The sequence below is a fragment of the Saccharothrix longispora genome, from assembly GCF_030852425.1.
Classification (GTDB): Bacteria; Actinomycetota; Actinomycetes; order Mycobacteriales; family Pseudonocardiaceae; genus Actinosynnema; species Actinosynnema longispora.
This window is the reverse complement of sequence record NZ_NSDM01000029.1, coordinates 26,103-52,960: the sequence shown is the minus strand read 5'-3', so window position 1 is coordinate 52,960 and position 26,858 is coordinate 26,103. Positions and strand designations below refer to the sequence as shown.

General features: G+C 71.4%; 22 protein-coding genes and 3 pseudogenes. 12 read left to right on the top strand and 13 right to left on the bottom strand.

Annotated elements, in window-relative coordinates; translation table 11 throughout:
* Positions 1-59: 59 nt before the first annotated feature.
* The 5 genes from CKY47_RS35530 to CKY47_RS35510 all read right to left on the bottom strand — a co-directional run bounded on the left by CKY47_RS35530 (position 60) and on the right by CKY47_RS35510 (position 4,614).
* Positions 60-197, bottom strand: a complete 138-nt coding sequence (locus CKY47_RS35530; RefSeq protein WP_306750777.1) for a hypothetical protein — start codon at positions 195-197, stop codon at positions 60-62.
* A 5-nt stretch (positions 198-202) separates the two neighbouring features.
* Entirely contained in the window at positions 203-361 is a 159-nt protein-coding gene (locus CKY47_RS35525; RefSeq protein WP_306750776.1) for a twin-arginine translocation signal domain-containing protein, read from the bottom strand.
* A 118-nt stretch (positions 362-479) separates the two neighbouring features.
* Positions 480-2,717 (bottom strand): CBM35 domain-containing protein, encoded by a 2,238-nt coding sequence (locus tag CKY47_RS35520; RefSeq protein WP_306750775.1) that lies wholly within the window; start codon positions 2,715-2,717, stop codon positions 480-482.
* Between the two features lie 11 nt (positions 2,718-2,728).
* Positions 2,729-2,881, bottom strand: coding sequence for a carbohydrate-binding protein (locus CKY47_RS37155; RefSeq protein WP_371320792.1), 153 nt, complete (start codon positions 2,879-2,881; stop codon positions 2,729-2,731).
* A 530-nt stretch (positions 2,882-3,411) separates the two neighbouring features.
* Positions 3,412-4,614, bottom strand: a complete 1,203-nt coding sequence (locus CKY47_RS35510; RefSeq protein WP_306750773.1) for a family 43 glycosylhydrolase — start codon at positions 4,612-4,614, stop codon at positions 3,412-3,414.
* A 1,154-nt stretch (positions 4,615-5,768) separates the two neighbouring features.
* Between CKY47_RS35510 and CKY47_RS35505 the strand changes: the two genes are divergently transcribed.
* Both CKY47_RS35505 and CKY47_RS35500 read left to right on the top strand, forming a co-directional pair.
* Positions 5,769-8,015 carry a rhamnogalacturonan lyase family protein gene (locus CKY47_RS35505; protein WP_306750772.1) on the top strand — a complete coding sequence of 749 codons (2,247 nt, stop codon included), beginning with the start codon at positions 5,769-5,771 and terminating at the stop codon, positions 8,013-8,015.
* Between the two features lie 300 nt (positions 8,016-8,315).
* Positions 8,316-8,549, top strand: a complete 234-nt coding sequence (locus CKY47_RS35500; protein WP_306750771.1) for a hypothetical protein — start codon at positions 8,316-8,318, stop codon at positions 8,547-8,549.
* Positions 8,550-8,797: 248 nt separating this feature from the next.
* Here CKY47_RS35500 and CKY47_RS35495 read toward each other — a convergent pair whose 3' ends face one another.
* The 4 genes and pseudogenes from CKY47_RS35495 to CKY47_RS35485 form a co-directional block, all read right to left on the bottom strand.
* Positions 8,798-9,949 carry a glycosyl hydrolase 53 family protein gene (locus CKY47_RS35495; protein ID WP_306750770.1) on the bottom strand — a complete coding sequence of 384 codons (1,152 nt, stop codon included), beginning with the start codon at positions 9,947-9,949 and terminating at the stop codon, positions 8,798-8,800.
* A gap of 444 nt (positions 9,950-10,393) precedes the next feature.
* Positions 10,394-10,663 (bottom strand): annotated as a pseudogene (locus tag CKY47_RS37150) (discoidin domain-containing protein); the annotation flags it as partial.
* 216 nt (positions 10,664-10,879) lie between these two features.
* Positions 10,880-11,668 (bottom strand): sugar phosphate isomerase/epimerase family protein, encoded by a 789-nt coding sequence (locus CKY47_RS35490; RefSeq protein WP_306750769.1) that lies wholly within the window; start codon positions 11,666-11,668, stop codon positions 10,880-10,882.
* 100 nt (positions 11,669-11,768) lie between these two features.
* Positions 11,769-12,782 (bottom strand): hydroxyacid dehydrogenase, encoded by a 1,014-nt coding sequence (locus tag CKY47_RS35485; protein WP_306750768.1) that lies wholly within the window; start codon positions 12,780-12,782, stop codon positions 11,769-11,771.
* A 234-nt stretch (positions 12,783-13,016) separates the two neighbouring features.
* Here CKY47_RS35485 and CKY47_RS35480 point away from each other — a divergent pair, with 234 nt between their 5' ends.
* The 3 genes from CKY47_RS35480 to CKY47_RS35470 are packed head-to-tail and all read left to right on the top strand — an operon-like array spanning position 13,017 to position 16,580.
* Positions 13,017-14,006: an ABC transporter permease gene (locus CKY47_RS35480; RefSeq protein WP_306750767.1), complete on the top strand. Its 990-nt coding sequence runs from the start codon at positions 13,017-13,019 to the stop codon at positions 14,004-14,006.
* Positions 14,003-14,890 (top strand): carbohydrate ABC transporter permease, encoded by an 888-nt coding sequence (locus tag CKY47_RS35475; protein ID WP_306750766.1) that lies wholly within the window; start codon positions 14,003-14,005, stop codon positions 14,888-14,890. Before CKY47_RS35480 ends, CKY47_RS35475 begins: the two co-directional genes overlap by 4 nt.
* 46 nt (positions 14,891-14,936) lie before the next feature.
* On the top strand, positions 14,937-16,580 hold the full coding sequence (locus CKY47_RS35470; RefSeq protein ID WP_306750765.1) for an extracellular solute-binding protein: 1,644 nt from the start codon (positions 14,937-14,939) through the stop codon (positions 16,578-16,580).
* Between the two features lie 10 nt (positions 16,581-16,590).
* On the opposite strand, the gene CKY47_RS35465 is transcribed toward CKY47_RS35470, so the two are convergent.
* Together CKY47_RS35465 and CKY47_RS35460 are read right to left on the bottom strand one after the other, a co-directional pair.
* A complete protein-coding gene (locus CKY47_RS35465) occupies positions 16,591-18,483 on the bottom strand; it encodes a DUF2264 domain-containing protein (protein ID WP_306750764.1) in 1,893 nt (630 codons plus the stop codon).
* A gap of 36 nt (positions 18,484-18,519) precedes the next feature.
* Positions 18,520-21,135, bottom strand: a complete 2,616-nt coding sequence (locus CKY47_RS35460) for an exo-rhamnogalacturonan lyase family protein (RefSeq protein WP_306750779.1) — start codon at positions 21,133-21,135, stop codon at positions 18,520-18,522.
* 444 nt (positions 21,136-21,579) lie between these two features.
* Here CKY47_RS35460 and CKY47_RS35455 point away from each other — a divergent pair, with 444 nt between their 5' ends.
* Positions 21,580-22,614 carry a LacI family DNA-binding transcriptional regulator gene (locus tag CKY47_RS35455; RefSeq protein ID WP_306750763.1) on the top strand — a complete coding sequence of 345 codons (1,035 nt, stop codon included), beginning with the start codon at positions 21,580-21,582 and terminating at the stop codon, positions 22,612-22,614.
* Between the two features lie 133 nt (positions 22,615-22,747).
* On the opposite strand, the pseudogene CKY47_RS37145 reads toward CKY47_RS35455, so the two are convergent.
* Positions 22,748-22,888 (bottom strand): annotated as a pseudogene (locus tag CKY47_RS37145) (hypothetical protein); the annotation flags it as partial.
* On the opposite strand from CKY47_RS37145, the gene CKY47_RS35450 reads away from it, so the two are divergent.
* The 4 genes from CKY47_RS35450 (at position 22,855) to CKY47_RS35435 (ending at position 24,708) form a co-directional block, all read left to right on the top strand.
* The gene (locus CKY47_RS35450) at positions 22,855-23,274 is read left to right on the top strand and encodes an acyltransferase domain-containing protein (RefSeq protein WP_306750762.1); all 420 of its coding nucleotides are present in this window, start codon (positions 22,855-22,857) and stop codon (positions 23,272-23,274) included. The pseudogene CKY47_RS37145 and the gene CKY47_RS35450 overlap by 34 nt on opposite strands.
* Before the next feature lie 78 nt (positions 23,275-23,352).
* The gene (locus CKY47_RS35445; RefSeq protein ID WP_306750761.1) at positions 23,353-23,640 is read left to right on the top strand and encodes a hypothetical protein; all 288 of its coding nucleotides are present in this window, start codon (positions 23,353-23,355) and stop codon (positions 23,638-23,640) included.
* A 185-nt stretch (positions 23,641-23,825) separates the two neighbouring features.
* Positions 23,826-24,029, top strand: coding sequence for a hypothetical protein (locus tag CKY47_RS35440; RefSeq protein WP_306750760.1), 204 nt, complete (start codon positions 23,826-23,828; stop codon positions 24,027-24,029).
* A gap of 271 nt (positions 24,030-24,300) precedes the next feature.
* Positions 24,301-24,708, top strand: coding sequence for a MerR family transcriptional regulator (locus CKY47_RS35435; RefSeq protein WP_306750778.1), 408 nt, complete (start codon positions 24,301-24,303; stop codon positions 24,706-24,708).
* A gap of 18 nt (positions 24,709-24,726) precedes the next feature.
* On the opposite strand, the gene CKY47_RS35430 is transcribed toward CKY47_RS35435, so the two are convergent.
* Positions 24,727-25,653, bottom strand: a complete 927-nt coding sequence (locus CKY47_RS35430) for an NADP-dependent oxidoreductase (RefSeq protein WP_306750759.1) — start codon at positions 25,651-25,653, stop codon at positions 24,727-24,729.
* Positions 25,654-25,889: 236 nt separating this feature from the next.
* On the opposite strand from CKY47_RS35430, the pseudogene CKY47_RS35425 reads away from it, so the two are divergent.
* Together CKY47_RS35425 and CKY47_RS35420 are read left to right on the top strand one after the other, a co-directional pair.
* Positions 25,890-26,039: pseudogene (locus tag CKY47_RS35425) on the top strand (ATP-binding cassette domain-containing protein); the annotation flags it as partial.
* Positions 26,040-26,283: 244 nt separating this feature from the next.
* Complete coding sequence (locus CKY47_RS35420; protein ID WP_306750758.1) at positions 26,284-26,715, top strand: DUF6892 domain-containing protein; 432 nt, start codon at positions 26,284-26,286, stop codon at positions 26,713-26,715.
* Positions 26,716-26,858 lie beyond the last annotated feature (143 nt).

The following is a 26,858-nucleotide window of genomic DNA, read 5'->3' as shown; positions in this document are numbered from 1 at the left end:
TTGGGGCACCAGGTGTTGCCCGTCCACCGGTGTCCGACCAGCCCGCCGGGGGCACCGGCTCACCACTTGACCGCCAGCCCGGCCAGCGCCGTGACGGGTTCCGCCACCGGCGACGCCTGGGAGGGGAACAGGCCCGGCGCCCACCGGTACGGCAGCGCGGCGACACCCGGCTTGACGAGGCAGAGGCCCGTGAGCATGGCGGTCACGTCGGCGTGACCGCGCGGGTGCGCCGAACCGCCCAGCCCGGCGACGAGGCGCGCGACCCGACCGGTGCGGCGAGCGCCTGTCCCACGCCGAGCAGGGACAGTCCGACGCCTGCCGTGCCGACCGCGCTCGCGCTGAGGAACGTCCGTCGTCGCATGGTCGTGGATGACTTCTCGAATGCAGGGGGCGTGGGGTCGGGACGGGGTGGGACCCGCTGCGGCGGCAGCGCGCCGGGCGGCCGGCCACCTCCGTCCCGACCCGATGGGGCAGGGAGGTCAGCCGGTTGCCACCGCGAGGTCGAGGTGGTCGATGTTGGGCAGGCCGTCCGCGGTGGTGGGTTCGAGTCGGATGGTGTTGCCGCCGGTGTTCAGGGAGGCGATGAGGGTCTTGGTGGTCCACGTCGTCCACGCGCCGGTGGGCTCGAACGTGACCGTCCCGACCACTGACCCGTTGACCACGAGGTTCGCCGGTCGCGAGGTGCCGCTGCTGTGGCCGTTGGCGAACCGCACGCCCAAGCTCGCCGTGCCCGCCTGCGTCGCGTTGACGGTGAACTGAGCGTAGGCGCCCACGGCCGCGTTGCCGTTGCAGAACCCGGTGCCGGTGAACCCGGCCTGGTTGGATTCGACAGTGCCCTGGCACACAGCCGGCGAGGTCTCCGCCTCGTAGCGCTGCCCCACGGGCGTTCCCCCGTCGGTCCTGACGAGGCCGAGCTGGTCGACCGCGAGGTAGCCGTTGCCGCTCGCCGCCCGGATGGTGACGGTGGCGGTGCCGGCGGTCAGGGGGATGTTCGCGAGTTCCCGACGGGTCCAGCCGCTGGAGGCGGGGATGTCGAGCGTGCGCGAGGCGCCGGCGGCGTCGGTAACCGTCATCTGCGCGGCGCTGAGCGAACCGGAGGTCTTGGCGTGCAGGGACACCCTGTAGTTCCCGGCCGGCACGGTGATCCGCTGCCGCGCGCCCCCGGAGAAGGCCTGCCCTGCGCCGACCTGCAACGCGAAGCGGGACCCGTTCGCACCGGCGACGTTGGTCACGAACGAGGTCGGCCCCGACTCGCGGAAGTTGGTCCAGCCGGTCAGCGTGGAGGTGGTGATGCGATCGGCCTGGAAGTCGGGGTTGAGGATGAAGTTGTTGTCGGGCCCGACCCGCCACTCACCGGTCGTGGCGTTGAACTGCCACTGGCTGACCGAGTGGAACCGGGGCCGCGCGCCGGTCTTCGTGATCGGTACCCACTGGTTGTAGCCGATGCCGTTCCAGGCGAAGTCGGCCCAGCGGTCGCCCGCGTAGATCACCGTGTTCTGCCTGGTGCCCTTGACGGTGACGAAGAACCCGGTCTGGGTGACGTGGCTGTAGTCCATCTCGGTACCGGGAAGAACGAACTCACTCGAGTAGGCACCCTGGATGTTGCCGCTGGTCGACTCGTTGACGTAGTTGACAGAGGTGTTCCAGCCGTGCAGGGCCGACGCCGCGTGGTAGTACTTGCCGTCGAGCTTGAACATGGCGTTGCCCTCGCGGCCGTCGCCGCGGCGGATCTCCACACCCGGCTCGATCCGCAGCGAGTCGGACTCCCGGAACTTGGCCACGAAACCGCGGGAACGCCCTTCGCGGTTGGAGAAGACCAGGTAGTCCTTGCCGTCGTCGTCGGTGAAGACGGTCTGGTCACCGGTGCCGGTCGTCGGCGAGTTCACGATCTGGCCCTGGAAGTAGCCGTGGGTGAAGTTGGCGGTGGGGGTGTTGCCCTGCAGGAACAGCACCCCGTGCGCGCCTCCGACATAGGCCTGGGTGGCGAGCACGTACTTGCCGGTGTTCTCGTTGTACGACACCCCGAGCCGCCCGAGCCACCCCGTCGAAGCGAGGGTGTTGCCGTTGTGGATCGCGGTCGAGCGCGTCGCAACCCGGTTCTCGAACTTCCAGTTCACCAGGTCCCGCGACGAGTACACCGGAATCGACACGACCGAGACTTCGCCGTCGTACTTGCGCGTCGGGTTGGCCCGGTAGCTCTCGGCGCCGCGGTAGTGCACGCCGTACCAGTAGTAGGTGTCGCCGAACTTGAAGACCCCACCGCCCTGCGAGTAGATGGGATTGCCGCTGGTGTCGTTCCAGAACGTGTTGTTGGTGATGGTCTGGAACGTGCCCTCGTCCGCGGCCTCCAGCTCGGCGGCCGCGTCGACCAGCGCCGTCTTCGCCGCGGCGGCCTCCGTCTCGCTCGCCGAAGGGTTCTTCGCGATGTCGTCGGCCGCGGTCAGCGCCTTGGCGAAGGACTTCCAGGACTCGGTGGTGTACTTGGCCGGAACACGTGTCCGGTAGTCGGCGACCGTCTTCTGGAGACCGTGCGGGTCGGCCGCGACGTCCTCGACGGCCTGGGCTTCCTCGGTGCCCGAGGTGGCTGCGGCTGCCGGGGCGTTGTGGGTGACGGGCTGCGCCGCCGTCGCCGAGTGCGGTGTCAGCACCGTTGCGAACAGCAATGCGGCTGCGGTCAGCACGCGCCGTTTCACCGGCGTGCGTTGCGATCTGGTCATCTTGGCGCCTTTCACAGGGTGAGGTGATCGATGTTGGGCAGGCCGTCGGCGGTGGTCGGTTCCAGTCGAACGGTGTTGCTCCCGGCGTTCGAAGAGGCGGTGGAGGTCTTGGTGGTCCAGGCCGTCCAGGTACCGGTGTGCTCGAACGAGACCGTTCCGGACACGGACCCGTTGACCACGAGGTTCGCCGGTCGCGGCGTCCCGCTGCTGTGGCCGTTGGCGAAGCGGATCGCGAGGTCGTCGTACCGGCTGTCGATGTCGTGACGGTGAACTGGGCGTACGCGCCCACGGCGGCGGTGCCGTTGCAGAACCCGGTGCCGGAGAAGCCCGCCTGGTTCGAGATGGGGAGCCCGGCCGGAACGCAGGTTTCGCAGGGAGGTCGTGTGTCAGTGCTCGCCGCTTCACCGCGGTCGACGCGGCGATGTTGTCGGTGTGAACCGCCCGACGGTCATCGCACTTCCGCGCGGAGAGGCGAGGCGCGCTCGGCGGCCTGATGCGATGGCGGTTCAGACGGGGAGCCGGTCGAACCGGATCTGCCGGGCACGGAACCGTGGGTGCTTTGCGGCACAGGCGAAGTCGACGTGCCGGCCGGTGGAACCGGTCACCGGGGTGACGCTCGCCGACCGCGCAGCCGCACCGCACTGTCGACGAGGACTTCCGATCGTTCAAGCGGCCCGGCTCGACCGCCCGTCGGTCAGCCGACCACCCACTGCTGGTTGGTCTGACCGTTGCAGGTCCACTGCCGGACCTCGGCACCCGGCGTGGTGACGAAGTCGTAGTCGTCCAGGCAGAGGCCGCTGTGGCGGTTGCGGATGCGGACGCGGGGGGTGGACCCCCCGGTCTCCCCCGAAGGGCCGGCGAGGACCGTGGAGGTGGAGATCGGGACGCCGAGGTCGGGGGTTCCGTCGGCGTTCCAGGAGATCTTCTGCACCCGGGTGGTGCGGGTGGTGCCGCAGCCCTGGGAGGCCGAGGAGTTGGCGTGGTAGGCGATCCAGGTCTCGGTGCCGTCCGGTGAGGTGAAGAACGAGTGGTGGCCGGGACCGTAGACGCCCGCGGCGTTGTTGCGCTGGAAGATCGGGTTGGCGTGCTTCGTCCACGAGCTCCGCGTCAGCGGGTCACCACCGCGGTACTCCAGCATGCCCAGCTTGTAGTCCGCCGTGCCGCAGTAGCTGGCCGAGTAGGTCAGGAACGTGCGGCCGTCGCGCTGCAGGGCGAAGGACGCCTCGTTGACCGGCTGCCCCTGCCGTTCCCACGCCGGCGTCGGCGCCGAGATCCGGGTGCCGTGCGCCGACACCGAGGTCGGGGAGCTCATGGGCGCGATGTAGAGCGACTGCAGCCCGTCGGCGTGGAAGGCCGAGAAGTGGAAGTACAACGCGCCGTTGAGCTTGAGGACCGCGCCGTCGATCGCCCACCCGTTGTCCGGCATCAGGTTCAGGATGCCCCGGTAGGTGTAAGGGCCGGCCGGGTCGTTGCCCGCGCTCTCCAGCACGTGGGTGCGCCGTTGTCCGTAGCCCGACCTGGGTTCGACCGAGTAGTAGACGTACCAGCGGTTGTCGATCTGTTCCAGGTGCGGGGCCCACATCGTGCAGCAGCCCTCGTTCCGGGTGGAGGTGAAGATCCGCGTCTCCGGGGCGCTGCGCAGCCCGACGATGGTGGAGGACCGGCGCATCAGGATGTCGGAGGTCCACGTGGTGGCCACGTAGTAGTACTGGCCGTTGTGCTGCACCAACGTCGGGTCGGCGCTGTTGGGCGCGGGCACGGCCGGTTTGGTGAACGACGGGCCGGGTGCGGCGTCCGCGCGGTCCTGGCCCGCCACGATCACGGACACGGCGACAACGAACGCCGCAGCCAGCGCCAGGGCTCGCCGGACCACGCTGTGCCGACGGACAAGCATCATGGGTGACTCCTGATCACGAAACGGGTCGAAAGCCGACTAAGCGGACTCCTCCGGAGCCCGTTCTCCACGCACCGCCAACCGCACCTCCCCGCGAGCGGGACCTATCGCGCGCCCCCGCCTCCCGGCGAGTCCACGCACCGGACTGCGCCGTCCTCGGGCGACGGTCGATCCGATGCCGCGTGGACCGACGGCTTGCCGTGTAAACGTTTACTGCGCATCTACGGTAGAGGCAATGATCCGGGGCGGTCAAAGGGTTGACGACTCCAGGTAAACGCTTTATGTTTTGTTGACCTCGCCCCCACCAGGCGACCGCCGATGACGACGGGAGGCCGACGTGACGAACAGACGACGGCCGATCACGCCGGCACGAGGTGCGACCCGATCGAACAACGCACGATCTCCAGCGTTGGTTGTGAACGCTAACGTATTCCACTACCGGCCTCACTGGTCTTGTCAACGTCGAAACCTTGCGCCACGGCCGCCTGGGAGCGCTCCCAGCTCGCACAGATCGACACGTGGCGATGGACGCTCAGGGTCCCGGTCGCAAGGAGGCGACATGCGCAGAACTGTGCAATCCTGCCGTTTGAGTCGTATTCGCATGACGTGAAGGCTGCTCGCACAGCCTCCGTGCTCCAGCAGCCACAACTCGGAATCTCTTTGTCGAACCTCTCTCCACAGGAGTGGTTCACTCTGAGGGCCGACCCTGGTCGCCGATACTTGTTAGCGCTAACATAACCGCGGGCGATCGTGTACTCGTCGCCAGCCGGCTGCGGTCCGACCCGCCATCACGCCGCGCGCCGGGACCGCGAGTGGTACCTGGCCCGGTACCGCGACCCGCACTCCGGACTGCTCACGACCGGCTCCGCGGCCGGCGGGCGAATGATCCGCGACAGCAACGTCGACCTGATCCGGTGGACGCGCACCCGCGCACCGCAGGCGCGCTTCTCCTTCGGGCCACCAGCAGCGGAGTGGCGGCGGCCGCCACCGCCGCGAGCAACCAGGTCTCCTACCGAGGTGGTCCGACCACACGGATGCCGACCGGCCGCTGACAGCCGGATGCCGACACGACACGTCCTCGACCACCGAAAGGGAGCTCCGTGATCCGCTCGAACCCGGCACGCCGGAGATGGCGCGCCACCGTACTGGCGACCGTGATGGTCGTCGTGGCAGGTGTCGCGGCGGCAGTCGCCTCGACCCCTGCCGCCGCGGCCACCATCGACACCAACGCGTGGTACCAGCTCGTCTCGCGGCACAGCGGCAAAGCGGTCGACGTGTACGACCAGTCCACCGCCGACCGCGCGTGCGTCCAGCAGTGGGCACCGCTGAACCAGGCCAACCAGCAGTTCCGGTTCCTGCCCTCCGGTGACGGCTACTACCGGCTCAAGGCCCGCCACTCCGGCAAGGTCGTCGACGTGCTGGACTGGTCCACAGCCGACGGCGCCGAGCTGGTCCAGTGGCCTGACACCGGCGCCGCCAACCAGCAGTGGCGGGTGCTCGACACCGACAGCGGGCACGTCAAGCTGGTCAACCGCAACAGCGGCAAGGCGATGGACGTGTGGGAGCGGTCCACCGCCGACGGTGGCCGCATCTCGCAGTACACCGACAACGGTGGGATCAACCAGCAGTGGCGGATGGTCGAGGTCGACGGCGGTACCACCCCGCCCGGTGAGGGCCGCAGGATGGAGGGCCTGGACCGCGGTGTGGTGGCCGTGCGTTCCGGCAGCAACCAGGTGATGGTCTCCTGGCGGTTGCTGGGCTTGGACCCGGCCGGGATCGGGTTCGACGTCTACCGCTCCACCGGCGGCGGCGCGGAGGTCAAGCTCAACGGGTCCGTGCTGACCGGTGGCACCAACTACACCGACTCGACGGCGAACCTGTCGCAGTCCAACAGCTACCGGGTCCGCCCGGTGGTGGGTGGCGTGGAGCAGGCGCCCAGCGGTGCGTTCAGCCTGCGCGCCAACGCCGCGACCGAGCCGGTGGTCCGGGTGCCGCTGCGCGCCGGCGGCGCGGTGAAGTTCCTGTGGGTCGGCGACCTCGACGGTGACGGCGAGTACGACTACGTGCTCGACCGGCAGACCTCGCCGCAGAAGATCGAGGCGTACCGCCGTGACGGCCGGTTCCTCTGGCAGGTCGACATGGGCCCCAACAGCACCAACCAGAACAACATCGAGGGCGGCTCCTCCACCGTCAACGTCGGCCACAACGACGGCGTCACCGTCCAGGACCTCGACGGCGACGGCCGCGCCGAGGTCGCCGTCCGCATCGCCAACGGCGTCACCTTCGGCGACGGCGTCCGGTTCACCGACAGCAACGACAACCGCCAGCACATCGCCATCCTCGACGGCATGACCGGCGCGCCCCGCGCCACCGCCCCGGTGCCGACCGACTACCTGGCCGACGGGCCGATGTACGCCCGTTTCGGCGTCGGCTACCTCGACGGCGCCAACCCCAGCCTGGTCGCGTTCATGAAGAACCGGATCGGCAACGGCGGCTTCAACCTCGTGTTCGCCGCCTGGCGGTTCACCGGCAGCGCGTTGACCATGCAGTGGAAGTTCCTGCGCGGCAACCAGGACCTCCCCGACGGCCACAACACCCGCATCGTCGACGTCGACGGCGACGGCCGCGACGAGATCGCCGAGATCGGGTTCGTGCTCAACGGCAACGGCACCCTGCGCTACACCCTCGGCCCGGCCGGCGTCGTGCACGGCGACCGCTTCCACATCGCCGACCTCGACCCCAACCGCCCCGGGCTGGAGGGCTACGGCGTGCAGCAGGACAACCCCAGCGGCCTGCGCGACTACTACTACGACGCCGCCAACGGCAACGTCAGCTGGCGACACACCGCGTCCGGCACCGCGGACGTCGGCCGCGGCATGGCCGGCGACATCGACCCGCGCCACCCCGGCATGGAGGTCTGGGCCTTCTCCGGCGTCTACAACGCCGCCACCAACCGGCTGACCCACTCCGACACCTCGTTGCAGCCCTGGCCGCAACTGGGCCTGTACTGGGACGGCGACACCGGCATGGAACTGCTCAACGACGGCAAGTTCGAGAAGTGGGACCCGAACAACCCCACCCCCACCAACCGGACGCCGCGCCTGCTCACCACCGCCAACTACGGCGCCGTCGACGCCGCCCAGGGCAACTCCCCCGTCCTGCAGGGCGACATCCTCGGCGACTGGCGCGAAGAGGTCCTCTACACCAACGCCGCCTTCAACGAGCTGATCATCTTCACCACCGACCGCCCCAGCAACACCAGGCTCTACACGCTTGCCCACAACCCCGCCTACCGCAACGCCATGACCCTCAAGGGCTACATCCAGTCCCACCACGTCGACTACTTCATCGGCTACGGCATGACCACCCCACCCCGCCCGAGGATCACCTACCAAGCCAGGTAGGCGGGTCCGGCACCACCAGGTGGACCGAGGCCCGGGCTGCCGCGGGTGTCTCCCGCGGCAGCCCGGGCCGATCCTCCCCCACACGGCCCACCGGCCGGCGCCACGATCCGGCCGACCGGCACGCCGACCACCTCGGCCGGTTCGACGCGCCGGGCAGCGACACCCGGCTCGTCGCCCACCACCGCGTTGCCGTGCCCGCCGGCGACGACACCAACCACGAGGTCGTCGACCGCGTGGCGTTCGACGACGACGGCACCATCGCACCGATCGTCCTCGCCCCGTGATCAAGGGATGTCACCCGTGTCCCGGGCGGTTGGCGTGCCGGTCGACGCCGCGGCCCTGCTGTTCACGTCCCGGCCGGTGACCACCGACCGGTGCGCCGAGGCGCCGGAGCCGTTCGCCGGCCACCTGATGGCGCACTTCACCGGCGAGTCCGCTACCAGCGAGCAGATCTACTTCGCGCACAGCCGCGACGGCCTGCGCTGGACGCACCTGAACAACGGCGCGCCCGCGCTGCAACCCGGCGACCGGTGACCACGTCGTCTACCGGGCCACGAACACCACCCTCGACGGCATCAGGAAGCACCGCATCCACTACGCGCGCACCCGCGACTTCCGCACCGACGAACACCTCCGGTGCTTCATCCAGGTGGTCCGGTCGTGCCGGGTGCCGGTCGAGGACCGACACCCGGCAGTCGCACAGCCCGGGGACGCGAGCCCTCGCCTGCTCCTGTCGCCGTGGGGTCGACATCACGGACGAGGTCGTGTGCCGGGGTGTCCGGTCACGGCGTGGCCGCGTCGAACCGCTCGTGGTTCCCGCGTCGGGGCACGACGTCGACGACCGCCGTGACCGGGCCCGCTCCGGTCGTGCCGGTGACCGTCACCTCACCCGGCGCGTCGCCCGCGCCGGGTGGCAGCGGTCGCCAGCGGACGGGGACGGTGGTGATCTCGTTGGTCGCGGTGGTGAGCAGGTGGACGGAAGAGGGCAGCTTCGGGGCGGTGCCCACCGCGGTGGCGGTGTACGCGGTGTCCTGGAGGACGCGCTCGGCGCGGCTGGCGTTGAAGACGTCGATCGAGGCGTGCGGCTCCCACGTGTTCGCCGGCCCGGGTACGGCCCGGAACATCGCCTGGAACCCCGCCGGTTCCCAGACCAGCACGCCGGCACCGCGGTTGTCGACCACGTCGTTGGCGGCCTGGAACACCCGCTGGATGGCGTCCGCCTGTCCCTGGACCGTTCGCGGGAAGGGCGAGTTCGGCATCGGTGAACCGTCACCACCGGATGCGGGGTAGGCGGTTTCGGCGACCTCGATCTCGTAGCCGGGGTGGGTGGTGGCCATGGTGTTCAGGTTGGGGTCCAGCGCCTCGGGAGTGCCGTGCCGCTCCGGGTAGTACGAGATGGCCAGCACGTCGGGGTTCTGGCCCTTGGCCTTCACGCGGGTGAGGAACTGGTGCCAGAACTCCGTGGTCTTGGCCAGCCGGTCCTTGCCGACGATCACGTGGATCTCGACCTTCGACGTCGGCGACGCGTCGCGCACGGCCTTGATCCCCGACGCGGCCAGGGTGGTGAACCGGTCCCACGCCTGGTCGTGGAGCCGCTGCTCGGCCGGGTCGGTCGAGCCCCAGTACCGCCACAACAGGCCACCGCCGGGCTTGGACTGGTAGACGTCGGCCTGGTCGACGAAGTACGGCGGGTCCGTCGTGCCGATGAGGGCGGCCTCGCTGCCGTACAGGAACCCGTTGACGATCTCGTTGCCGACGGCGACCTTGTCCGGCGTGGTGCCCTGCCGGATCAACTGGTGCAGGTAGTCGGCGGTGAAGTCGTACACCGACCGGGTCAGGTCCTCGAACTCCAGTCCGGCCCAGGCACGGGGTTTCGGCTGCTTGCTCGGGTCCGCCCACGAGTCCGCGCAGTGGAAGTCGATGCCCAGGCCCATCCCCCGCTGCTCGATCCACGCGCCGACGCCAGTGAGCGCTGTGGGCCCTGGCGCGGGACCGGCGTCGGTTGGCCGGTGCTCTCGCTGCGCGGCTCGTTGAAGATGCGCAGCCGGGAGTACCGCACGCCGCGGTCCCGGGCCACGTCGAGCAGGTGCGGCCCGGCGCCCCGGTCGGCGGCCGGCGGGGCGACCCAGTACTCCCGGTCCTGGTGGTCGTCGACCCAGGACGTGTCGGCGCCGAGGACGAGGTCGTCGCGCAGGTAGTCGAAGACCTGGAGCTCGCTGACACCGGCCCGGGCACGACCCGGAACACCGGTGAACGTCAACCGGACGAAGCGCGTGCCAGGCCGGGTGAACAGGTGCACCTCCCCGCGCGAGGCGGTCCGGTTGTGGGACCTGTCGGCTATCGCCTTCCACCGGTGGCCGTCGGGGCGACGCCTCGACGACGTAGCGGTGGACCGCGTCCCGGTCGGGGAAGAGCACCTCGACCTTGCGCAGGTTGTCGTAGGCGCCGCCCAGGTCGACGGTGAGCCACTGCCGGGAACCGACGCGATCGGGGTACCACGACGTCGTCGGATCGCCGTCGACGGCCAGTCCGGCGCTCGACGAACCGCTGCTCGCCGTCGCCGAGCTCCAGGGCTTGGCCGCGATGTTGCTCTCGATCGGCTTGATGTCCGCGGTTCCGAAGATCGCGGCGGCCGGCGCGACCCCCACGAGCAAACCCGCGGACACCGCGGTGGTCAACGTCGTCAGGCCCGCGATGCCGCGGACCGGGCTCCTGTTGCGCACACCATCCTCCTGGAGGTGTCGTGCTCGGACGACAGCGCGCCCGTCGTCAGCCCCGGGGCAGGGGTGCTCCTCGCTCGCCGGATCGAGCCCGCCACGCGGGCATCCCCACGGCGAGCCCCCACGCAGGTGGCCTCCCGTGCGTCACGGGCGTGGGCACCACCTCTCGAACCAGGTCCGGGCGGCGCGCAACGGCACCGGGACCGGGGAGATGCCCGGGTACCACGCGCGCTCCCACTCCAGGGAGACCCAGCCCGACCACGACCGCAGCGACTCGGCGCACTCGTCCAGCGGCACGGCGCCCTCGCCGGGCGGCACCGGGGTGGGGTCGCTTTCCGTCACGTCCTTGAGCTGGAAGTACCCGAGGTGCTCCCCCAGCACCCGCCGCGTCCGGGCGGGGTGCTCCCCCGCCCGCCACGGGTGCACCGCGTCCCACAGCACGGCGACCAGCTCCGGGGCGTCGAACGGCTCGACCAGGCGCAGTGCCGCCTCACCCGTCGGGTGGGAGTCGTGGGTCTCCACCAGCAGCCGGACGCCGCTGTCGCGCAGGTCGGGCAGGACGGCTCCGATGCGCTCCAGTGCCCGGCCGACGTCGCCGTCCACCCCGCCGGGGAACACCCGAACGGCCGGAGCCCCGAGCCCGGACGCCAGGTCCACCAGCGCCCGCAACTCCGCCACGACCGGCTCGTCGGGGCCGGGCGCGCAGACCGCGGCATAACCGGCCAGGCAGGCGACCGCCAACCCGGCGTCCTCGACCTGCGCGCGCACCGTGGCCCACCGCGAGGACGGCAGGCCGAGGCGCACTTCCTCGTCCGGGTGGACCCGGATCTCCAGGCCGTGGCAACCGTGCTCCGCCGCGACCCGCGCGCTGTCCCGGACCGGGACGCCGGGCATGCCCAGCGTGCTCACCGCGAACCGCCATGATGCGGTCACGTGCACCTCACCTCGCTCGTCGGATGGACCGGACAGAGCCACGTCGGAACCTCGCGGGTCATCGCTCGGCGAATGCCGTTCGGTCGGCAGCGGTGGCGCGTCAGGCGATGTACGGGAGCTGCTCGGGCTCCACTCGCCCGAGCAGCGGTGCGCCCTTGACGAACCGGCCCACCTCGGCGACGGCGAACTCGCCCAGGCGGCGCAGCTCGCGTCCCTGGGCGCCGGCCAGGTGCGGGGTGATCAGGACGTTGGGCAGGGTGAAGAGCGGGTGCCCCGGCGGCAGCGGCTCGGGATCGGTGACGTCGAGGACGGCGGAGATCGCGCCGGTGAGGCACAGCCGGGTCAACGCCTCGGTGTCGACCAGGGACCCGCGGGCCGTGTTGACGACGACCGCCCCGTCAGGCAGCAGGTCGAGCCTGCGGGCGTCGAGGAGGTGATGGGTCTCGGGCAGGGCGGGGGCGTGCACGGTGACGAGGTCGCTGCGGCGGCACAGGTCGTCCATGTCCACCCGCTCCGCGCCGAGTCGCACCGCTTCGACCGGGGACACGTACGGGTCGTAGAGCAGGACCTGCACGTCGAACGACCGCAGCCGGTCCAGGACCAGGCGCCCGATCCTGGAGGCGCCCACGACTCCGACGGTGCAGCCGTGCAGTCCGGTGCCGTCGCCGGAGAGCCAGTCGGGGGGCGCGCCGTCGACGGCGGTCGCGTACCGCTTCGCGCGGTCGAACACCCGTTTCGCGCCCAGGACCAGCATGGCCATGGTGTAGTCGGCCACCGGGACGGCGTTGACCTCGGCGGCGGAGGACACGACGAGGCCACGTTCGAACACCACCGGGTCCACCCGGGCCTTCACGGTGCCGGCGGCGTGGATGAGGGCCCGCAGCCTCGGTGCGGCGGCCAGCACGTCGGCGTCGATCCGCGGGGCGCCCCACCCGGTGAGCAGGATGTCCGCCTCCGCCAGGGCAGCGGCCGCACCGGCCCCCTGGAACGAGGTGAACGTCGTCATCGGGTCGATGTCGACCAGTTGCCGCAACCGGGTGACGAGATCGGCCGGGAAGATGTCGCGGTGCGCCCATGAGGCGAGGGCGAAGACCGCGACGGGTCGCCGTGGCACCGTGTGGACCCCTCTCGATGGATCGGCGTAGACCAACGTAAACGGTTACCGACGACGGTCACTCTACGGTGCCCGGTTCCCCGTCGACAACGATGTCCACCCGTAGTCCTCAACGCGCAGCTGGAAACGCGCACATATCCGCACAGGAGGACTGTTGACGAGGCTATGTAAGCGGTTTACTTTGTGAACACTTTGTGTCGGCATGTGCCCGCGAGAGGGGCGTTCCCTGTGAGCATGACGCGGGTCCGGGGCGGTGCCGGCGGTACCAGCTCGCCGCCCGGGGGGACGCCCGACCGGCCGAAGCACGCCGGCACCCGCACCGGTCACCTCCGCCGCATCCGGGCGGACCGGGTGCTGCTGGCCGTCGCGTTACCGGGACTGGCGTACTTCCTCGTCTTCCACTACGGCGCGCTGTTCGGCAACGTGCCGGCCTTCCAGGACTACGTCCCGTTCCTCGGAATCGGGGGCAGCCGGTGGGTGGGCCTGGCGCACTTCGAGCGCATGTTCGGTGATCCGACCTTCTGGAACGCCGTGAAGAACACCCTGGTCATCGCCGTGCTGCAGCTGGTGTTCTTCTTCCCCGCACCCCTGGCCCTGGCGCTGCTGCTCAACAGCGTCGTCGGCGACACGATCCGGCGGTTCGTGCAGAGCGTGGTCTACCTGCCGCACTTCCTGTCGTGGGTCATCGTGGTCGCGTTGTTCCAGCAGATGCTGGGCGGCGCGGGCGTGGTGAACGGCTGGCTGTCGACGCTGGGTTTCAGCGGCATCTCGGTCATCGGCAACCCCGACGCCTACGGGCCGCTGGTGGTCGCGCAGCTGATCTGGAAGGAGTGCGGCTGGGCCACGATCATCTTCCTGGCGGCGCTGTCGCAGGTGGACGAGCAGCAGTACGAGGCGGCGGCGTTGGACGGCGCGGGCTGGTGGCGGCGGGTGTGGCACGTGACGCTGCCCGCGATCCGGCCGGTCATCGTGCTGCTGCTGGTGCTGCGGCTCGGCGAGTTCCTGTCGATCGGGTTCGAGCAGTTCTTCCTCCAGCGCCAGTCGGTGGGGCCGGAGACCGGCGAGGTGCTGGAGACGTTCGTCTACTTCACCGGCTTCGCGAACGGCGACTTCGGCTACGCCGCGGCGGTCGGGCTGTTCAAGGGCGTGATCGGCGTGGTGCTCATCTACACCGCCAACAAGGTGGCGCACCGGCTGGGCGAGCAGGGGGTGTACAAGGCATGAGCAGGACATCCGCACCGGCCTGGATGGGCCGCCCCACCCCCGCCGTGCGCGTCGCCAAGGCGGTCGCGCTGACCGCGGTGGTCGCGCTGGTGGTCTTCCCGCTGTGGACGGTGCTGGCCACCAGCCTGGCCAGTCCGCAGGACGTCATCGCCAACGGCGGCTGGGTGGTCTGGCCGGAGGACTTCTCGTTCGACGCGTACGCCGAGATCCTCCAGGGCGGGATCATCACCCGCGCGCTGCTGGTCAGCGCGGGCGTCACCGCCGTCGGCACGGCGCTGAGCCTGGTCTGCACCATCGGTCTGGCCTACACGCTGAGCAGGCCGAAGGTCTACGGCGGCAAGCCCATGCTGCTGCTGGTGCTGTTCACCTTCCTGTTCCCGCCCGGGATGGTGCCGCTGTTCCTGGTCGTGCAGGGCACCGGGCTGTTCGACTCCTACGCCGCGCTGGTCCTGCCCTTCCTGGTCAACGTGTTCAACCTGGTCGTCATGCGCGGCTTCTTCCAGTCCATCCCGCCCGAGCTCGTCGACGCCGCGCGCATCGACGGCGCGGGCGAGCTGGGCATCCTGCGCCTGGTCGTGCTGCCGCTGTCCAAGGCGGTCATCGCGGTGATCGGCCTGTTCTACGCGGTCGCGTACTGGAACCGCTTCTTCGAGGCGATCATCTACTTCAACGACCAGACCAAGTGGCCGGTCGGCACCGTCCTGCGCCAGTACGTCACCGGCGGGGCCTCGCTGGCCGAGACCTCCGGGGAACTGGCCACCGCCTCACCGCAGTCCGTGCAGATGGCCGTCGTCATGCTCGCGACGCTGCCCATCGTGTGCGTGTACCCCTTCGTGCAGCGCTACTTCGTCAAGGGCGTCGTCACCGGAGCCGTGAAGGCCTGACCGCCCCCCGCTCCTTTCAGCACGACGCCGGGAGAGGAACCTCGACATGGACCACCGCATCGACCGCCGCTCCCTGCTGCGGCTGGCGGGCGTCGGCACGCTCGGCCTGACCTTCCCGTCCCTCCTCACGGCGTGCGGAGCGGGCCCGTCGGGCGGCGGCGTCTCCAACGCGGGCAAGGACCTGGCTCCGTGGCCGACCCACGTGCCGCTCCCCGGCCCGTCCCCCGACGCCCCGGGGGACGACTCCGGGGTGCAACCGCTGTTCCTGCACTACCCCGACCAGGTCGTGCAGTCGGTCCACGACCCGGTGGGTGACGGCTCGGACGTCACGGTGATGGTCGTGTCCTACGGCGCGCCGCCCAAGCCGGTCGAGGACAACCGGTACTGGCAGGCGATCAACGCCGCGCTGGGCGTCAACCTGAAGGTCACCGTCGTGCCCGACCCGGAGTACGGGCAGAAGATGGCCACCCTGATGGCCTCCACCGGCGACCTGCCGGACATGATCATGTTCACCAACCTGGCAATGCCCCACGCGGCCGAGTTCGTCCAGGCCCGCTGCGCCGACCTGTCCGAGTTCGTCGGCGGCGACGCGGTCAAAGCGTTCCCGAACCTGGCCAACCTGCCCACCTACGCCTGGAAGGGCATGGGCCGCATCGGCGGCAAGCTCCACGGCATCCCGCTGGAACGCCCGATGCCCGCCAACAGCCTGTTCGTCAACCGCACCGCCATGGACACGGCCGGCATCCCGAAGGACTGGACCACCGAGCAGTACCTCGACGCCATGAAGGAGCTGACCGCCGACCGCAGGTGGGGCGTGGGCTGGTTCAAGACGCTGTTCGGCGGACTGGGCGGCATCACCTACCACGCCGGCTCACTCGGCGCGCCCAACACCTGGTCGGTCGACGGCGACGAGTTCACCTCCACCCTCACCAGCCCCCGGTTCGAGCAGGCTTTGGAGGTCATGCGCACACTGGTCGAAGCGGGCACGCACTACCCCGACAGCCTCACCGTCAGCTCCACCGACATGCAGAGCCACTTCCACAACGGCACCGTCGCCTCCATGAACGACGGCTTCGGCTCGGTCAGCCCGGCCACCCTGAACAAGATCAACGGTCGGTTCGCGCTCGACCTCGGCCGCCCGTACGGGTCCCAGGCCACACCCTGGCAGGGACCGGGCGTCTTCGGCTACGTCACGTTCAAGAAGGCCGAGTCCGCCCGGATCAAGCTGCTGCTGCGCATCGTCGACTACTTCAGCGCCCCGTTCGGCACCGAGGAGTACGAGCTCGCCAACTACGGCGTGGAGGGTGAGCACTTCACCAAGGACGCCGACGGCATCAAGACCACCGGCCTCTACGGCCAGGAGAACAACTCCCTGCTGCCGACCAAGTACATCGGCACCGCGCCGGCGGTCCTCTACCTGCCCGGCTACCCCGATGTGGCCAAGTCCGTCCACGAGTGGCAGAAGGCGTCCCTGCCCCGCAGCGTGCGCAATCCCGCCACCGGGCTCCGCTCGGCCACCGAGGCGAGCAAGGGCGCCCAGCTCAACCAGATCGTCGGCGACGGCATCGCGGCGATCACCTTCGGCCGCAAGCCGCCGTCGGTCTGGAAGGACGTCGTGGCCCAGTGGCGACAGGCCGGCGGTGACCGAGTGGCGGAGGAGCTGGCCGCGGAGCACGCGGCGAACCGGTGAGCCCCGCGGTTCAGGGGCGGTCACGCCCCTGAACCGTCCACTCACAGGTGGGCACGTCGCCCAGGCGGACCGTCGCCGTCTGCGCGCCGGGCAGCTCCAGGACCACCAGGCCGTCCCCGACCCGCACGCCGACCGCGGGCGGCTCCTCCCCCGCCACGCCGACCTGCACGAGGCTGATGTGGACCGCCGTTCCGCCGGGATGGTCGTCGGCGATCACGTACGGCGTGGCCGAGTGCTCGCCGAAGGCGTTGGCGCCACGCGCGGTCAGCACACCCGCGCCCGTGTAGCCGTGCAGGGAACGCACCGCGCTGGTCAGCCCGTCCGGGCGTCGGGCCAGCGCCACGTCCGCCTCCACGTGCACTTCGGGCGGCACCGGCGCGCCCAGGGCGTGACCGCCGTCCCGGACCCGGTGCCCGGCCGGGGCCGTGACCCGGTGGACCCTGATTTCCGCCGCGCCGTGGACGACCGAGGCGGTGAGCACGTGCACGGCCCCGTCCCGGTAGGCCGAGGCGGCGAACCGGTCCCCGACCGCCAGGGGTTCGATGCGCCCGCGGGTGGAGGCGGCCCCGTCGGGGGCGATGACGGCGAGGTGGTTGTCCACGCCCGACGCGGCTCCGCCGAGCTCCGGCCCGGTGTGGCTGGTGTAGGCGAACTTGAGGTAGTGCGGGTCCGGCACGCCGTCCGCGCGCTGGACGCGGTCGCGGTCGCTGCCGTGGTTGACCAGCCGGACCACGCCGTCCGACCGGGTGGCGTGCAGCACCCACCCCGGTGCGGGCATCGACAGGGCCTGGTCCGCCGAGTCCACCGGCGCCGGCTCCTCCGGGTCGGTCCAGGCCGGGTGGTCGGGGGGCAGCAGCAGGCCGAGGAACGCCTTGCTCGCCCAGTACGGCGACCCCGGGCCCGAGTAGTCCTGCGCGGTGGGCGGGAACGGCCCGTACCAGCCCAGGGTGAGCAGCCCGCGGTCGTCGGGCACGCCGCGGTCGGCGAAGTGGCGCAGCACGCCGCCGGCGATGCGCCGGGTCCGCCCCGGTGGCAGGGGTGACGCGCCGGTCAGCACGCCCAGCCACAGCGGCGCCACCGTCGCGAACCGGTAGGTCAGCGACCGCCCCTGGTGCACCGGTCCGCCGTCGGCGGCGAAGAAGTGCTGGTACTGCTCCAGGAAGAGGCCCAGCCGGTCCGCGTAGAGCTGTTGGCGGGCGGTGTCGCCGGCCATGCGCGCCCACAGCGACGGGTACAGGTGCATCGCCCAGCCGCAGTAGTAGTCGAAGTTCTTGCCCTTGCCGTCGGAGTACCAGCCGTCACCGACGTACCAGTCCTCGATCCGCTCGAGCCCGCCGGTGATCCCGTCCGGCTCGTGCGGGCCGCCGACCCCGGCCAGGAACTGCGCCACGACCACCCGGAACAGCACCCAGTTGTTGTCCGGCGTCCGCTTGCCGGTGAACCCGGCCAGCCACGCCACCACCCGCTCCTGTTCGACGGGCGACAGCAGGTCGAACAGCCACGGGCGGGTCTCGTGCAGCGCCAACGCCACCGAGGCGGCCTCCACGAGCTGCTGGGACATGTCGACCAGGACGGGCCACGCGTACGGGTGCGCCGGGTCGGTCCCGGCCACCAGGCCGCGCGCGTACCGCTCCACCAGGGCGGGCGGCACGTCGCCGCCCGCGCCCGCGATCCGGAACGCGGCGAGCAGGAACGTCCGGGCGAAGCCCTCCAGCCCGTCGCTGACCTCCCCCGCCCTGCTCGGCCTGCCGGGCAGCCGGTACTGGGCGAAGTCGTCCGTCGCGTACGGCGCCACGGACGCCAGCAGGTGGTCGGCGACGGCCTCCCAGTGCGCCCGGGTCCACCCGGTGCGGGGAGACCTCCGCGCGTCGAGCGGGGGCAGGTCGAACGCGGGGTGGTCCACGGCGCGGCCTCCAGTGCGGGAAGTGCCCGGGTCGGGTCACGCGGGGAGGTGGTCCCCCACCAGGGCGAGGCACTGGATCGCGGCCAGGCCGTACTGGGAGCTGGCGTTGGTGGAGACGAAGGCCGCCTCGTCGACCGGCCTGAGCACGTTCGGGCCCCGCACCCGCACCGACGTGAACTCCCGGGTCGCCGGATAGCCGGCGTGGCCGGTGTCGAACTCCCGCCAGGCCCGTGCCGCCAGGGCGGGGTCGTCGAGCTTGGCGGCGGCGTAGGCGGTGAGCCGGGAGTGGGCCTGGCGCAGGTTGAGGCTGCCCCACGCCTGGCCGGTCTCGGCCTGCTGCTCGGCGGCGGTGCCGTTGTAGAGGCGGCAGTACTGCAGCCACGCCTTGGTGAACGTCTCGTCGCCGGTCAGGTCGATCAGCTCGCTGCACACCTCCACCAGGCCGAACACCGCCCCGAGCGAGCCGACGCTCACCGCGGGCCGGGCCGGTGCGAACTTCCCGGTGTCGAGGTCGTACAGGCCGCTGCCCTGCGCGAAGCCGTTGGGCATCGCGGCGATGGTGCGCATGCCGTTGAGCAGCTTCTCTCGGGCGATCGGGTCGCCACCGCGCTCCCACTCGGTCAGCCAGGCCAGCGCCAGGCCGCTCCAGTCGGTGCCGGTGCTCACGCTGAGGGCGTGCGGGTCCGGCTCGTACGGCCCGGTGCGGATCTTGCGCAGGGGGTCCAGCACCAGGAACGTCTTGTCCGAGTCGACCAGGTCGCGCATGAGGTCGCCGGTGCGCTCGTCGGCGGTGAGGAAGTACAGGAAGCGCCGGTAGCCGGCGGTGCTGATGCGCAACTGCTTGGCGCTGTCGGCCCAGTGCTGCACGCCGTGCCGTGTCCCGAGGTCCTGCCACCTGCCCAGGTGGTAGACGTCGACCTCGCCGGTGTGGCGGGTCATCGCCTCGGCGGATCGGAACGCCTCGGCTCCACCGGTGCGCAGGTAGTGGTACCACAGCCACAGGTCCGGGGACAGCTCGGAGTTGGCCCACGCGTACCCGCCGACGTCGTAGCGCCACACGTGCCGGTCGGGGTCGTAGCTGTGCATGATGTCGCCGTAGTCCCAGAAGCCGTACCAGGAGCGCTGCTCCACCTGCCCGCGGTGGTAGTCGAACAGGAAGTCCAGCCGGTCCTCGATGCGGGCCTTCGCCGGGGTCGAGCGGTCGACCGGCGACCAGTCGCCGAACACCCCCGCCGCGTGCAGGTGCGCCGGTGACGCGACGACCAGCGGCGGTGTCCGCACCGCCGCGGCCAGCTCCGCCACCCTCGCGGCAGCCGGTGTGGCGTCCAACGCCCAGAACAGCAGCTCGGTGGTGCGCGCGATCCCGTACGGCGTGCCGAACCCCGGCTCGTAGTCCTCGTAGGTGATCTCCAGGCCCTCCAACTGCTCCGGGTGGGTGTCCTGGCCCATCCCGTCGTGGTAGAAGCGCAGGTCCATCGGCTGGGCGTCGGGCGACCACAACCACACCGTCACCTCGGCCGCCTCGCCCGCCGCTCCCCGGACGTCGAGCTGGGTGGGGTGCAGCTGCCAGAAGTCGCGCATGCCGAACGCGAACCCACCGCTCGGGCCGCCGACGTAACCCAGCCCGCCCGCGCGGCCGGCCGAGTCGACCGGGATCCAGCCGTGGCCCGCCTTGGTGCGCTTGCGGATCTGGAAGCCGTCGGCGGACAGCTGGCGCAGCGAGTAGTCGCCGAAGGCGGGGACGAGGTGCAGCCGCGAACCGACCCGGGTGTCCCAGGTCGCGGTGGGCGGGGTGGCCTGCCCGGCGACCTGCGCCCGGCGGACCTCCGCACCGGGGTCGCGACGCAGGCCCGTGATGCCGCGCACCGCCTCCGACAGCACGCCGTCGTCGGGGCCGGCGAAGCGGACGTGCCGGTTGTGCGGCTCGTCGCGCATCGGCACCTCGAACCGGATGCCCAGGCCGCGGATGAAGTCCTTCTCCGCGTCACCGTCGTAGACGAAGCTGTGCACGGCGCGGACGCCGTCGCTGCCGGCGTAGAAGTACAGGCGCACGGTGAACGGCAGCCAGGACCGCCGGCCGTGCCGGTGCCCGCCCTCGACCTTCACCACCGCGCGGACCGGGCCCGACTGCTCGACCGTCACCTTCTCCACCCGGCCGGTGAACCGCTCCGACTTCACCGAGCCGCCCTCGTCGTCACCCGGCTCCCCCTGCCGCAGGCACACCAACCGGCCGTTGCGCGCGATCTCGCGGTCGCCCCGCACCAGCGCGCGGACCAGGTGATCGCCCTTCTTCGCGATGACGCACCGGATGACGCCGGTGCTCACCTCGACCTCGTCGCGACCGTCCTCGACCGTCACGGCCGTCGCCGGCGCGACGGACGTCCCCGCCGCGAGCACGTACTGCTCGGCGGGCGGCACGTCGGCGCCCAGGGCGTGCGCGGTCCACTTCAGCGAACCGTCCGGCCAGTAGGCGGTCGCCCACGTCTGCACCGGCACCTGCTGCCCCGTCGCGGTCCGCAGTGCGAACGCCTGGTCCGGCGGCACCGCGCCTTCGGGCCACGGCACACCCCACGTGCAGCCGGCGGCCAACTGCCCCGGGGCGCCACCTTCCAACCACCTGAGCTGGACACCGTCCCCGGGCAAGCCGCTCACCCGAACCGCCCGCGTACCCGCAGCGGGTTCCGCACGTGCCCGGCCCCCCTGGTGGACGAGCTGTTCGGCCGCGCCGACCGCCGCCGCGCCGAGCAGGAGGTTGCGTCGGGAGATCATCGACATGAGGGCTCCACGAGGTGGAAGTTGCGATGGCGGGACGACCACGTGTTTAACCGTTTACAAGAGTTCGATCGCAGCACCTTCAGCGGTTCGTGTCAATACTGCCGAACCTCGACAGGATGCGGTTACCTTCGGCCGAACAGCGGGCGTTCGACCGCGGGAACACCCGCTCCGACCGGGGCCACCCGGGTGATTTGACAGGCCGACAGCCGGCAGGAAGCATCGGTGTAAGCGGTTTACCACGGGGTTTCAGCAGCAGGGGGCGACATGGTTCGGCGCGCGGCGGCCGACAACGGTGGGCCACGGCCCACGACGATCCGCGACGTGGCCGCGCACGCGGGCGTCTCCGTCGCCACCGTCTCGCGCATCCTCTCCGGCACCTACCCCAGCGCTCCCGCCACCCGCACCAAGGTCATGCGGGCGGTGCGCGAGCTCGACTACGTGGCCAACGCCAACGCCCGTGGCCTGGCCGGCGCGAGCAGCCGCAGCGTCGCCATCATCGTCAACTCCGTCATCTCACCCCACTACGCCCACGTCGCGCAGGGCGTGCAGACCCAGGCCGCCGTCGAGGGCAAGCTGTGCATCGTCGGCACCACCGGCGGCGACGCCGAACGGGAGCTGGCCACGATCCAGCTCATGCGCGAGGAGCACGCCGAGTGCGTGATCCTCGTCGGCAACGTCGTGGCCGACGACGCCTACCGCGAACGCATGGCGGACTACGCCCGCGCGCTGGCCCTGGCCGGCTCGCAGCTGGTCCTGTGCGGACGCCCGCCGCTGGGCCCCGACGTGCCCGCCCTGGTCGTGGAGTACGACAACACCGGTGGCGCCTACGCCATCACCAGCCACCTGCTCTCGGCCGGCCACCGGCGCATCCTGTTCCTCGGCCGCCGTGACGGCTACAGCACGCCGGAGAGCCGCATCACCGGCTACCGCAAGGCCCTGGCCGACCACCGGGTGCCCCACGAGCCCGGCCTGGAGGTCGAGGGCACGATGGAGCGCAGCGAGGGCCATCGGATGATCCGCGAACGGCTCGCCGCCGGGCCGCGCGACTTCACCGCCGTCTTCGCCGGCAACGACCTCATCGCCGCCGGCGCCCGCCAGGCACTGCGCGAACACGGCCTGCGCATCCCCGACGACGTCTCCCTGGTCGGCTTCGACGACCTGCCCCCCGCCGCCGACATCGACCTCACCACCGTCCACGTGCCCCACGAGGAGCTGGGCCGCACCGCCGTACGCATGGCCCTGCAACGCGCACGGGACAAGTCCCGGACGGCCGAGCACGTCATGCTGGGCACCCACATCGTCATCCGCGACTCGGTCCGCTCCCTCATCCACGCCACGTCTCCGGCCCACCAGTAGAGGTCCGCCGGTACCGTCGGCAGTCGGCACGGTGGTCCTGGCGCGCCCACGCCCCAGTTCGGACGACGTCTGCCGGCGATGCGGTCCGGCTCGCCACAGGTCGACCGGTGGCGGCGGACCGCCGGCGTCACGCTCATGGGCGGAGATGTTCGCCACCTCCCCGAGTTCCCGCCCACGCCCACCACGCCACGCTCCAGAACGTGTGCCGCTCGAAGGTCATCGTCGCCGGCGGAGCGGAGGTTGGCACCGAGACCTTCTCGCCCGCCACCACGCCGCCAGATCCCGTCGCCCGTCCGCGCGCGGACGCCGTTCTGCTCCACGGTCACGGGCGACCCGCTCGCGGACACGACGGTGCCGGGAGCCGACCACTGGTATCGCAACCTGCGCCGGACCGCCCGCTTCGAGCAGGCGACCAGGGCGTTGCGGGCGGACGGCCACGGCACGTGCGTGGAGGCGAGCCCGCACCCGATCCTGGCCCCGGCGATCGCGAACACGCCGCGCGAGGAGGACCCGGCGGTGATCGCCACGCTCCGGAGGCACGACGGCGGACGGCGGCGCTTCCTGACCGCCGTGGCGAAGGCGCACGCGCACGGCGTGCCCGTCGAGTGGGGCGCGTCGTTCGACGGGCACGTCCCGGACCTGGCCGATCACCCGACGTGACCGGCGGTCCCCCGGGCCACCGAAGCGCCGAGCCACCGGGGAGGCGTGGAACGCCCCCGTCCGGGGTACGGCAGGGGGGTGACCGAACGAGAACCGCTGGACCTGGGCACCACCGAGCTGTCCGCCGAGGAGGAGGCCCGCCTCCGGCGCGAGCACGACCTGGACCGCCCCGAGGTCTTCGACCGGCGCAACGGCGTCGACGAGCGGACGCGGACGCGCGCCAACCTGCTGCCGGAGGAGCTGGAGACCGGCAGCGCCGACCCCGAGGCCCAGGCCCGCGAGGTGCTGCGCGACTCGGACCTGCGCACCGAGGTCCCGGAGTCCGCCCCGGACACGATGGCCGAGCGGCGCGAATCCGGGGCCTGACCCCGGCCCCCACCGGCCCGGCCCGGCGGCACCCGCCTCGTGGGGCACCGCGGCGTTCCCCGGTAGTCCAGTCCGAGTCGCGGTGGTCGTCGGGGTCGACCGACGCGACGAGCTTGTTCCCCGGCCTCAGGCCGGGGTCGTACCGGGTGTCGTGCTCGACCACGAACTCGGGCACGTCGGGGCCCTTGACCAGGAGCCGGACCCTGACCGTGGCGTCCTCGCTGCTCGGCTCCACGGTCAGGACCACGACGGTCGCGGGCAGACCCACCTCGTCCAGGCGCAGCAGCCGCCGCTTGGCGCGCGCGACACCGCACCACACGGCGATGCCCAGCGGCAGCAGCACCACGATGAGCACGATGCCGACGGTGCCGCCGTCGTCGGCCGCGTAGACGATCGGTCCGGTGACCAGCAACGCCACGGCGACGAGGTGCGGGACCACGTTGTCGCCCGGTTGGCCCCGCGCACTTCGACGAACCCGTCCTCCGCCATTCCGGCACCTCAAGCGGGTCGTGGGCCGGGTTGGCGCGAGTGCGGCCGGCTGGAGCAGGCCGGCCGCGTCCCGGGTCGGGCCCGGGGACGCGGCACTAGACTGCGGGGGTGGCGGCATCGGCTTGTGCGCGGGACGGGGACCTCGTGACCACGACGTCTCCCCCCGTGACCATGCGGATCGGCGAACTGGCCCGGTTGACCGGGGTCAGCGCCCGGTCACTGCGGTACTACGAGCAGCAGGGCCTGCTGCACAGCACACGGTCGAGCGGTGGCCAGCGGTACTACACCGGAGCGGAGATCGCGCGGGTCGGGATCATCCGGCGGCTGTTCGACGCGGGGCTGGGGAGCAGGGTGATCGCCCGGTTGCTGCCCTGCGTGGACAGCGACGACCCCGACATCGCCGAAGGCGCCTTCAGCACGATGATCGGGGAACGCGACCGCCTGACCGCCGACATCACCCGGCTCGCCGAGGCCCGGGACGCCCTCGACGCGCTGATCGAGGCGAACACCCGGTACCGGCTCGGCGCGGACCGGGATGGTCCCGGTCCCGCCGAGGAGGGTCTTCACCGCGCGTCGTGAGGTCACCCCGTCGTGAGGTCAGAGCCCCGTGTCGATGACGAGCTTGCCCGCCGCGTGGCGGGACTCGACGAGGGCCAGCGCCTCCCCCGCCCGCGCGAGCGGGTAGGTCGCCGTGACGTTCGGGTCGAGCCGCCCGGCGACCATCAGCGCGGCGACGCGTTCCAGGCCGCTTCGGTCGAGGCGGCGGTGGACGGGCGCGCCGCCGAGTTCGGTCACCGACCCGTCCCCGACGGAGACGAGCGCGTCCGGCCTCGCCGCCAGCGGGGCGACGGCGCGCAACGAGTCGCCCCCGGCCGTGTCGACCACGGCGTCGAAGCCGTCCGGGGCCAGCGCCCGCAGCCGGGCCACGACGTCACCGGCGGTGTAGTCGACGAAGGCGGCCCCGGTGGCCGTCGCGCTGTCCCGCTTGGCCGCGCTGCCGGTGCCGACCACGACCAGGCCGCGGTCCCGCGCCATCTGGGCGACGGCCGTGCCGACACCGCCGCCGATCCCGTTGACCAGCAGCGACGCCCCGGCGGGCAGGGCGAGCTGGTCGAGGACGTCGAGCGCGGTGGTGCCGGCGACGGGGATGGTCGCCGCCCAGGTCTCCGGCAGCGCGTCGGGGATGCGGGCCGTGGACTCCGCGAGCAGCAGGGTCGTCTCCGCGTACGTGCCGGCACCGGTCAGGGCGAACCCGGTGACCCGGTCGCCGACGGCCAGGCCGGCCACCTCGTCCCCCACCGCCAGGACCGTGCCGGCGGCCTCGATGCCCAGGACCTGGGGAAAGGGGAGGTGGCCGTTCAGCTCGCGGACGTGGCCGGAACGGAGCAGGTGATCGATCGGGTTGACCCCCGCCGCCATGACGCGGATCAGGACCTCGGCGGGACCAGGGGCCGGGTCGGGCCGGTCGAAGAACTCCTGGACGTCGGCGGAACCGAAAGTGCGGTACCCCAGGGCTGTGCTCATCACGGATTCCCTTCTCGTCGTCCTCGTTCGGCGTTCAGCCCGAGGACGTCACGAAGCTAAGGCGTGACACCGGTGTCAGGTTCCAGTCCGTGTGACGCGGGGAACACCGGGGCTTCCGGCTCCGGACCCCGCCCTCCATCGTCCGATCGGAGGATGGAGGGGGTCTACCGCGTCCGCGTCGATCCCCGCCCGCGTGGTCGATCCGGCGCGTCCCCGCGGGCGGCGGGCTTCTCCGCATGGCGATCGTCGAGGTGCACGACCTCGTCGAGCGCTACGGCGACCACACCGCGGTGAACGGGGCCGGCTTCGCCGTCGAGCAGGGCGAGATCTTCGGCATCCTGGGCCCCAACGGGGCCGGCAAGACCACGACCGTCGAGTGCGTCGAGGCGCGCTGACCGCCGACATCGGGGTGCTGCTGTGCCGACCGACGTCACCGCGGCCGTGGTCGGTGTCCTCAGGGCCGAGCCCCCGCCCGCACGTGCCGGCCGGCCGGAGTCCGCAAAGGGGCGCCGCCCGGTCGGCGGTCAGCTCGACTTGTCCGCCGGGGCGGCGTCAGCGTGCACGATTCGCCGATCAGGAGGCGTGGGTCGGCTGCCCGGATTGTCGGGGCGGTCTGGTAGGTAGTGGGGCGTGTTCCGCGACTTCAACTTCAAGCTGCTGGTCATCGACAAGCTCATGTACCAGGACAAGGTGATCCAGCCCCGTTTCCGGATCGCCGACGTTCTCCACGCCAAGGGCGCCACCGGCGACTTGTGGAAGTACCTGTACGAACAGGACCTGCTGTACACCGTCCTCGAGGAGGCCCGCCAGTACTTCACCGACTTGGAGATCACCCCCGACCAACTGGCCGCTGTGGAGGAGTTGACCACTGACGGCGGCTTGGAGATCTACCACCAGTGCTCGCCGTTCTGGGACGGAGAGGACGACCTCTTCGACGTCACCTCACTGGACGACCTCGACCTGCTGCCCAACCTCCGCGTGATCCACGGCGGCGACGAGGCCATGATGGCCGCCCCCGGCACCGAGGACACCCTCAAGGCCCGCGGGATCGCCGTGGGATGAGCAGCCGCGTCCATCGCCCCCTCTCAACGGCTCCTGCGCCCCCGCGGAAAGAACTCCCGAAGGCTTTCCTCCCCGGGACCTGTCCGCGCGGCGAGCGCTCCAAGGTCAGGTGTCGTGAACGCGCCCGGGCGGTGCAACCGCGT

What these genes read in the sequence shown, in the direction of transcription:
- CKY47_RS35530 (WP_306750777.1), bottom strand. Translation starts at nt 197, where the DNA reads ATGCTCACGGGCCTCTGCCTCGTCAAGCCGGGTGTCGCCGCGCTGCCG.
- CKY47_RS35525 (WP_306750776.1), bottom strand. Translation starts at nt 361, where the DNA reads ATGCGACGACGGACGTTCCTCAGCGCGAGCGCGGTCGGCACGGCAGGC.
- CKY47_RS35520 (WP_306750775.1), bottom strand. Translation starts at nt 2,717, where the DNA reads ATGACCAGATCGCAACGCACGCCGGTGAAACGGCGCGTGCTGACCGCA.
- CKY47_RS35510 (WP_306750773.1), bottom strand. Translation starts at nt 4,614, where the DNA reads ATGATGCTTGTCCGTCGGCACAGCGTGGTCCGGCGAGCCCTGGCGCTG.
- CKY47_RS35505 (WP_306750772.1), top strand. Translation starts at nt 5,769, where the DNA reads ATGGTCGTCGTGGCAGGTGTCGCGGCGGCAGTCGCCTCGACCCCTGCC.
- CKY47_RS35495 (WP_306750770.1), bottom strand. Translation starts at nt 9,949, where the DNA reads ATGGGCCTGGGCATCGACTTCCACTGCGCGGACTCGTGGGCGGACCCG.
- CKY47_RS35480 (WP_306750767.1), top strand. Translation starts at nt 13,017, where the DNA reads ATGACGCGGGTCCGGGGCGGTGCCGGCGGTACCAGCTCGCCGCCCGGG.
- CKY47_RS35475 (WP_306750766.1), top strand. Translation starts at nt 14,003, where the DNA reads ATGAGCAGGACATCCGCACCGGCCTGGATGGGCCGCCCCACCCCCGCC.
- CKY47_RS35470 (WP_306750765.1), top strand. Translation starts at nt 14,937, where the DNA reads ATGGACCACCGCATCGACCGCCGCTCCCTGCTGCGGCTGGCGGGCGTC.
- CKY47_RS35435 (WP_306750778.1), top strand. Translation starts at nt 24,301, where the DNA reads ATGCGGATCGGCGAACTGGCCCGGTTGACCGGGGTCAGCGCCCGGTCA.
- CKY47_RS35430 (WP_306750759.1), bottom strand. Translation starts at nt 25,653, where the DNA reads ATGAGCACAGCCCTGGGGTACCGCACTTTCGGTTCCGCCGACGTCCAG.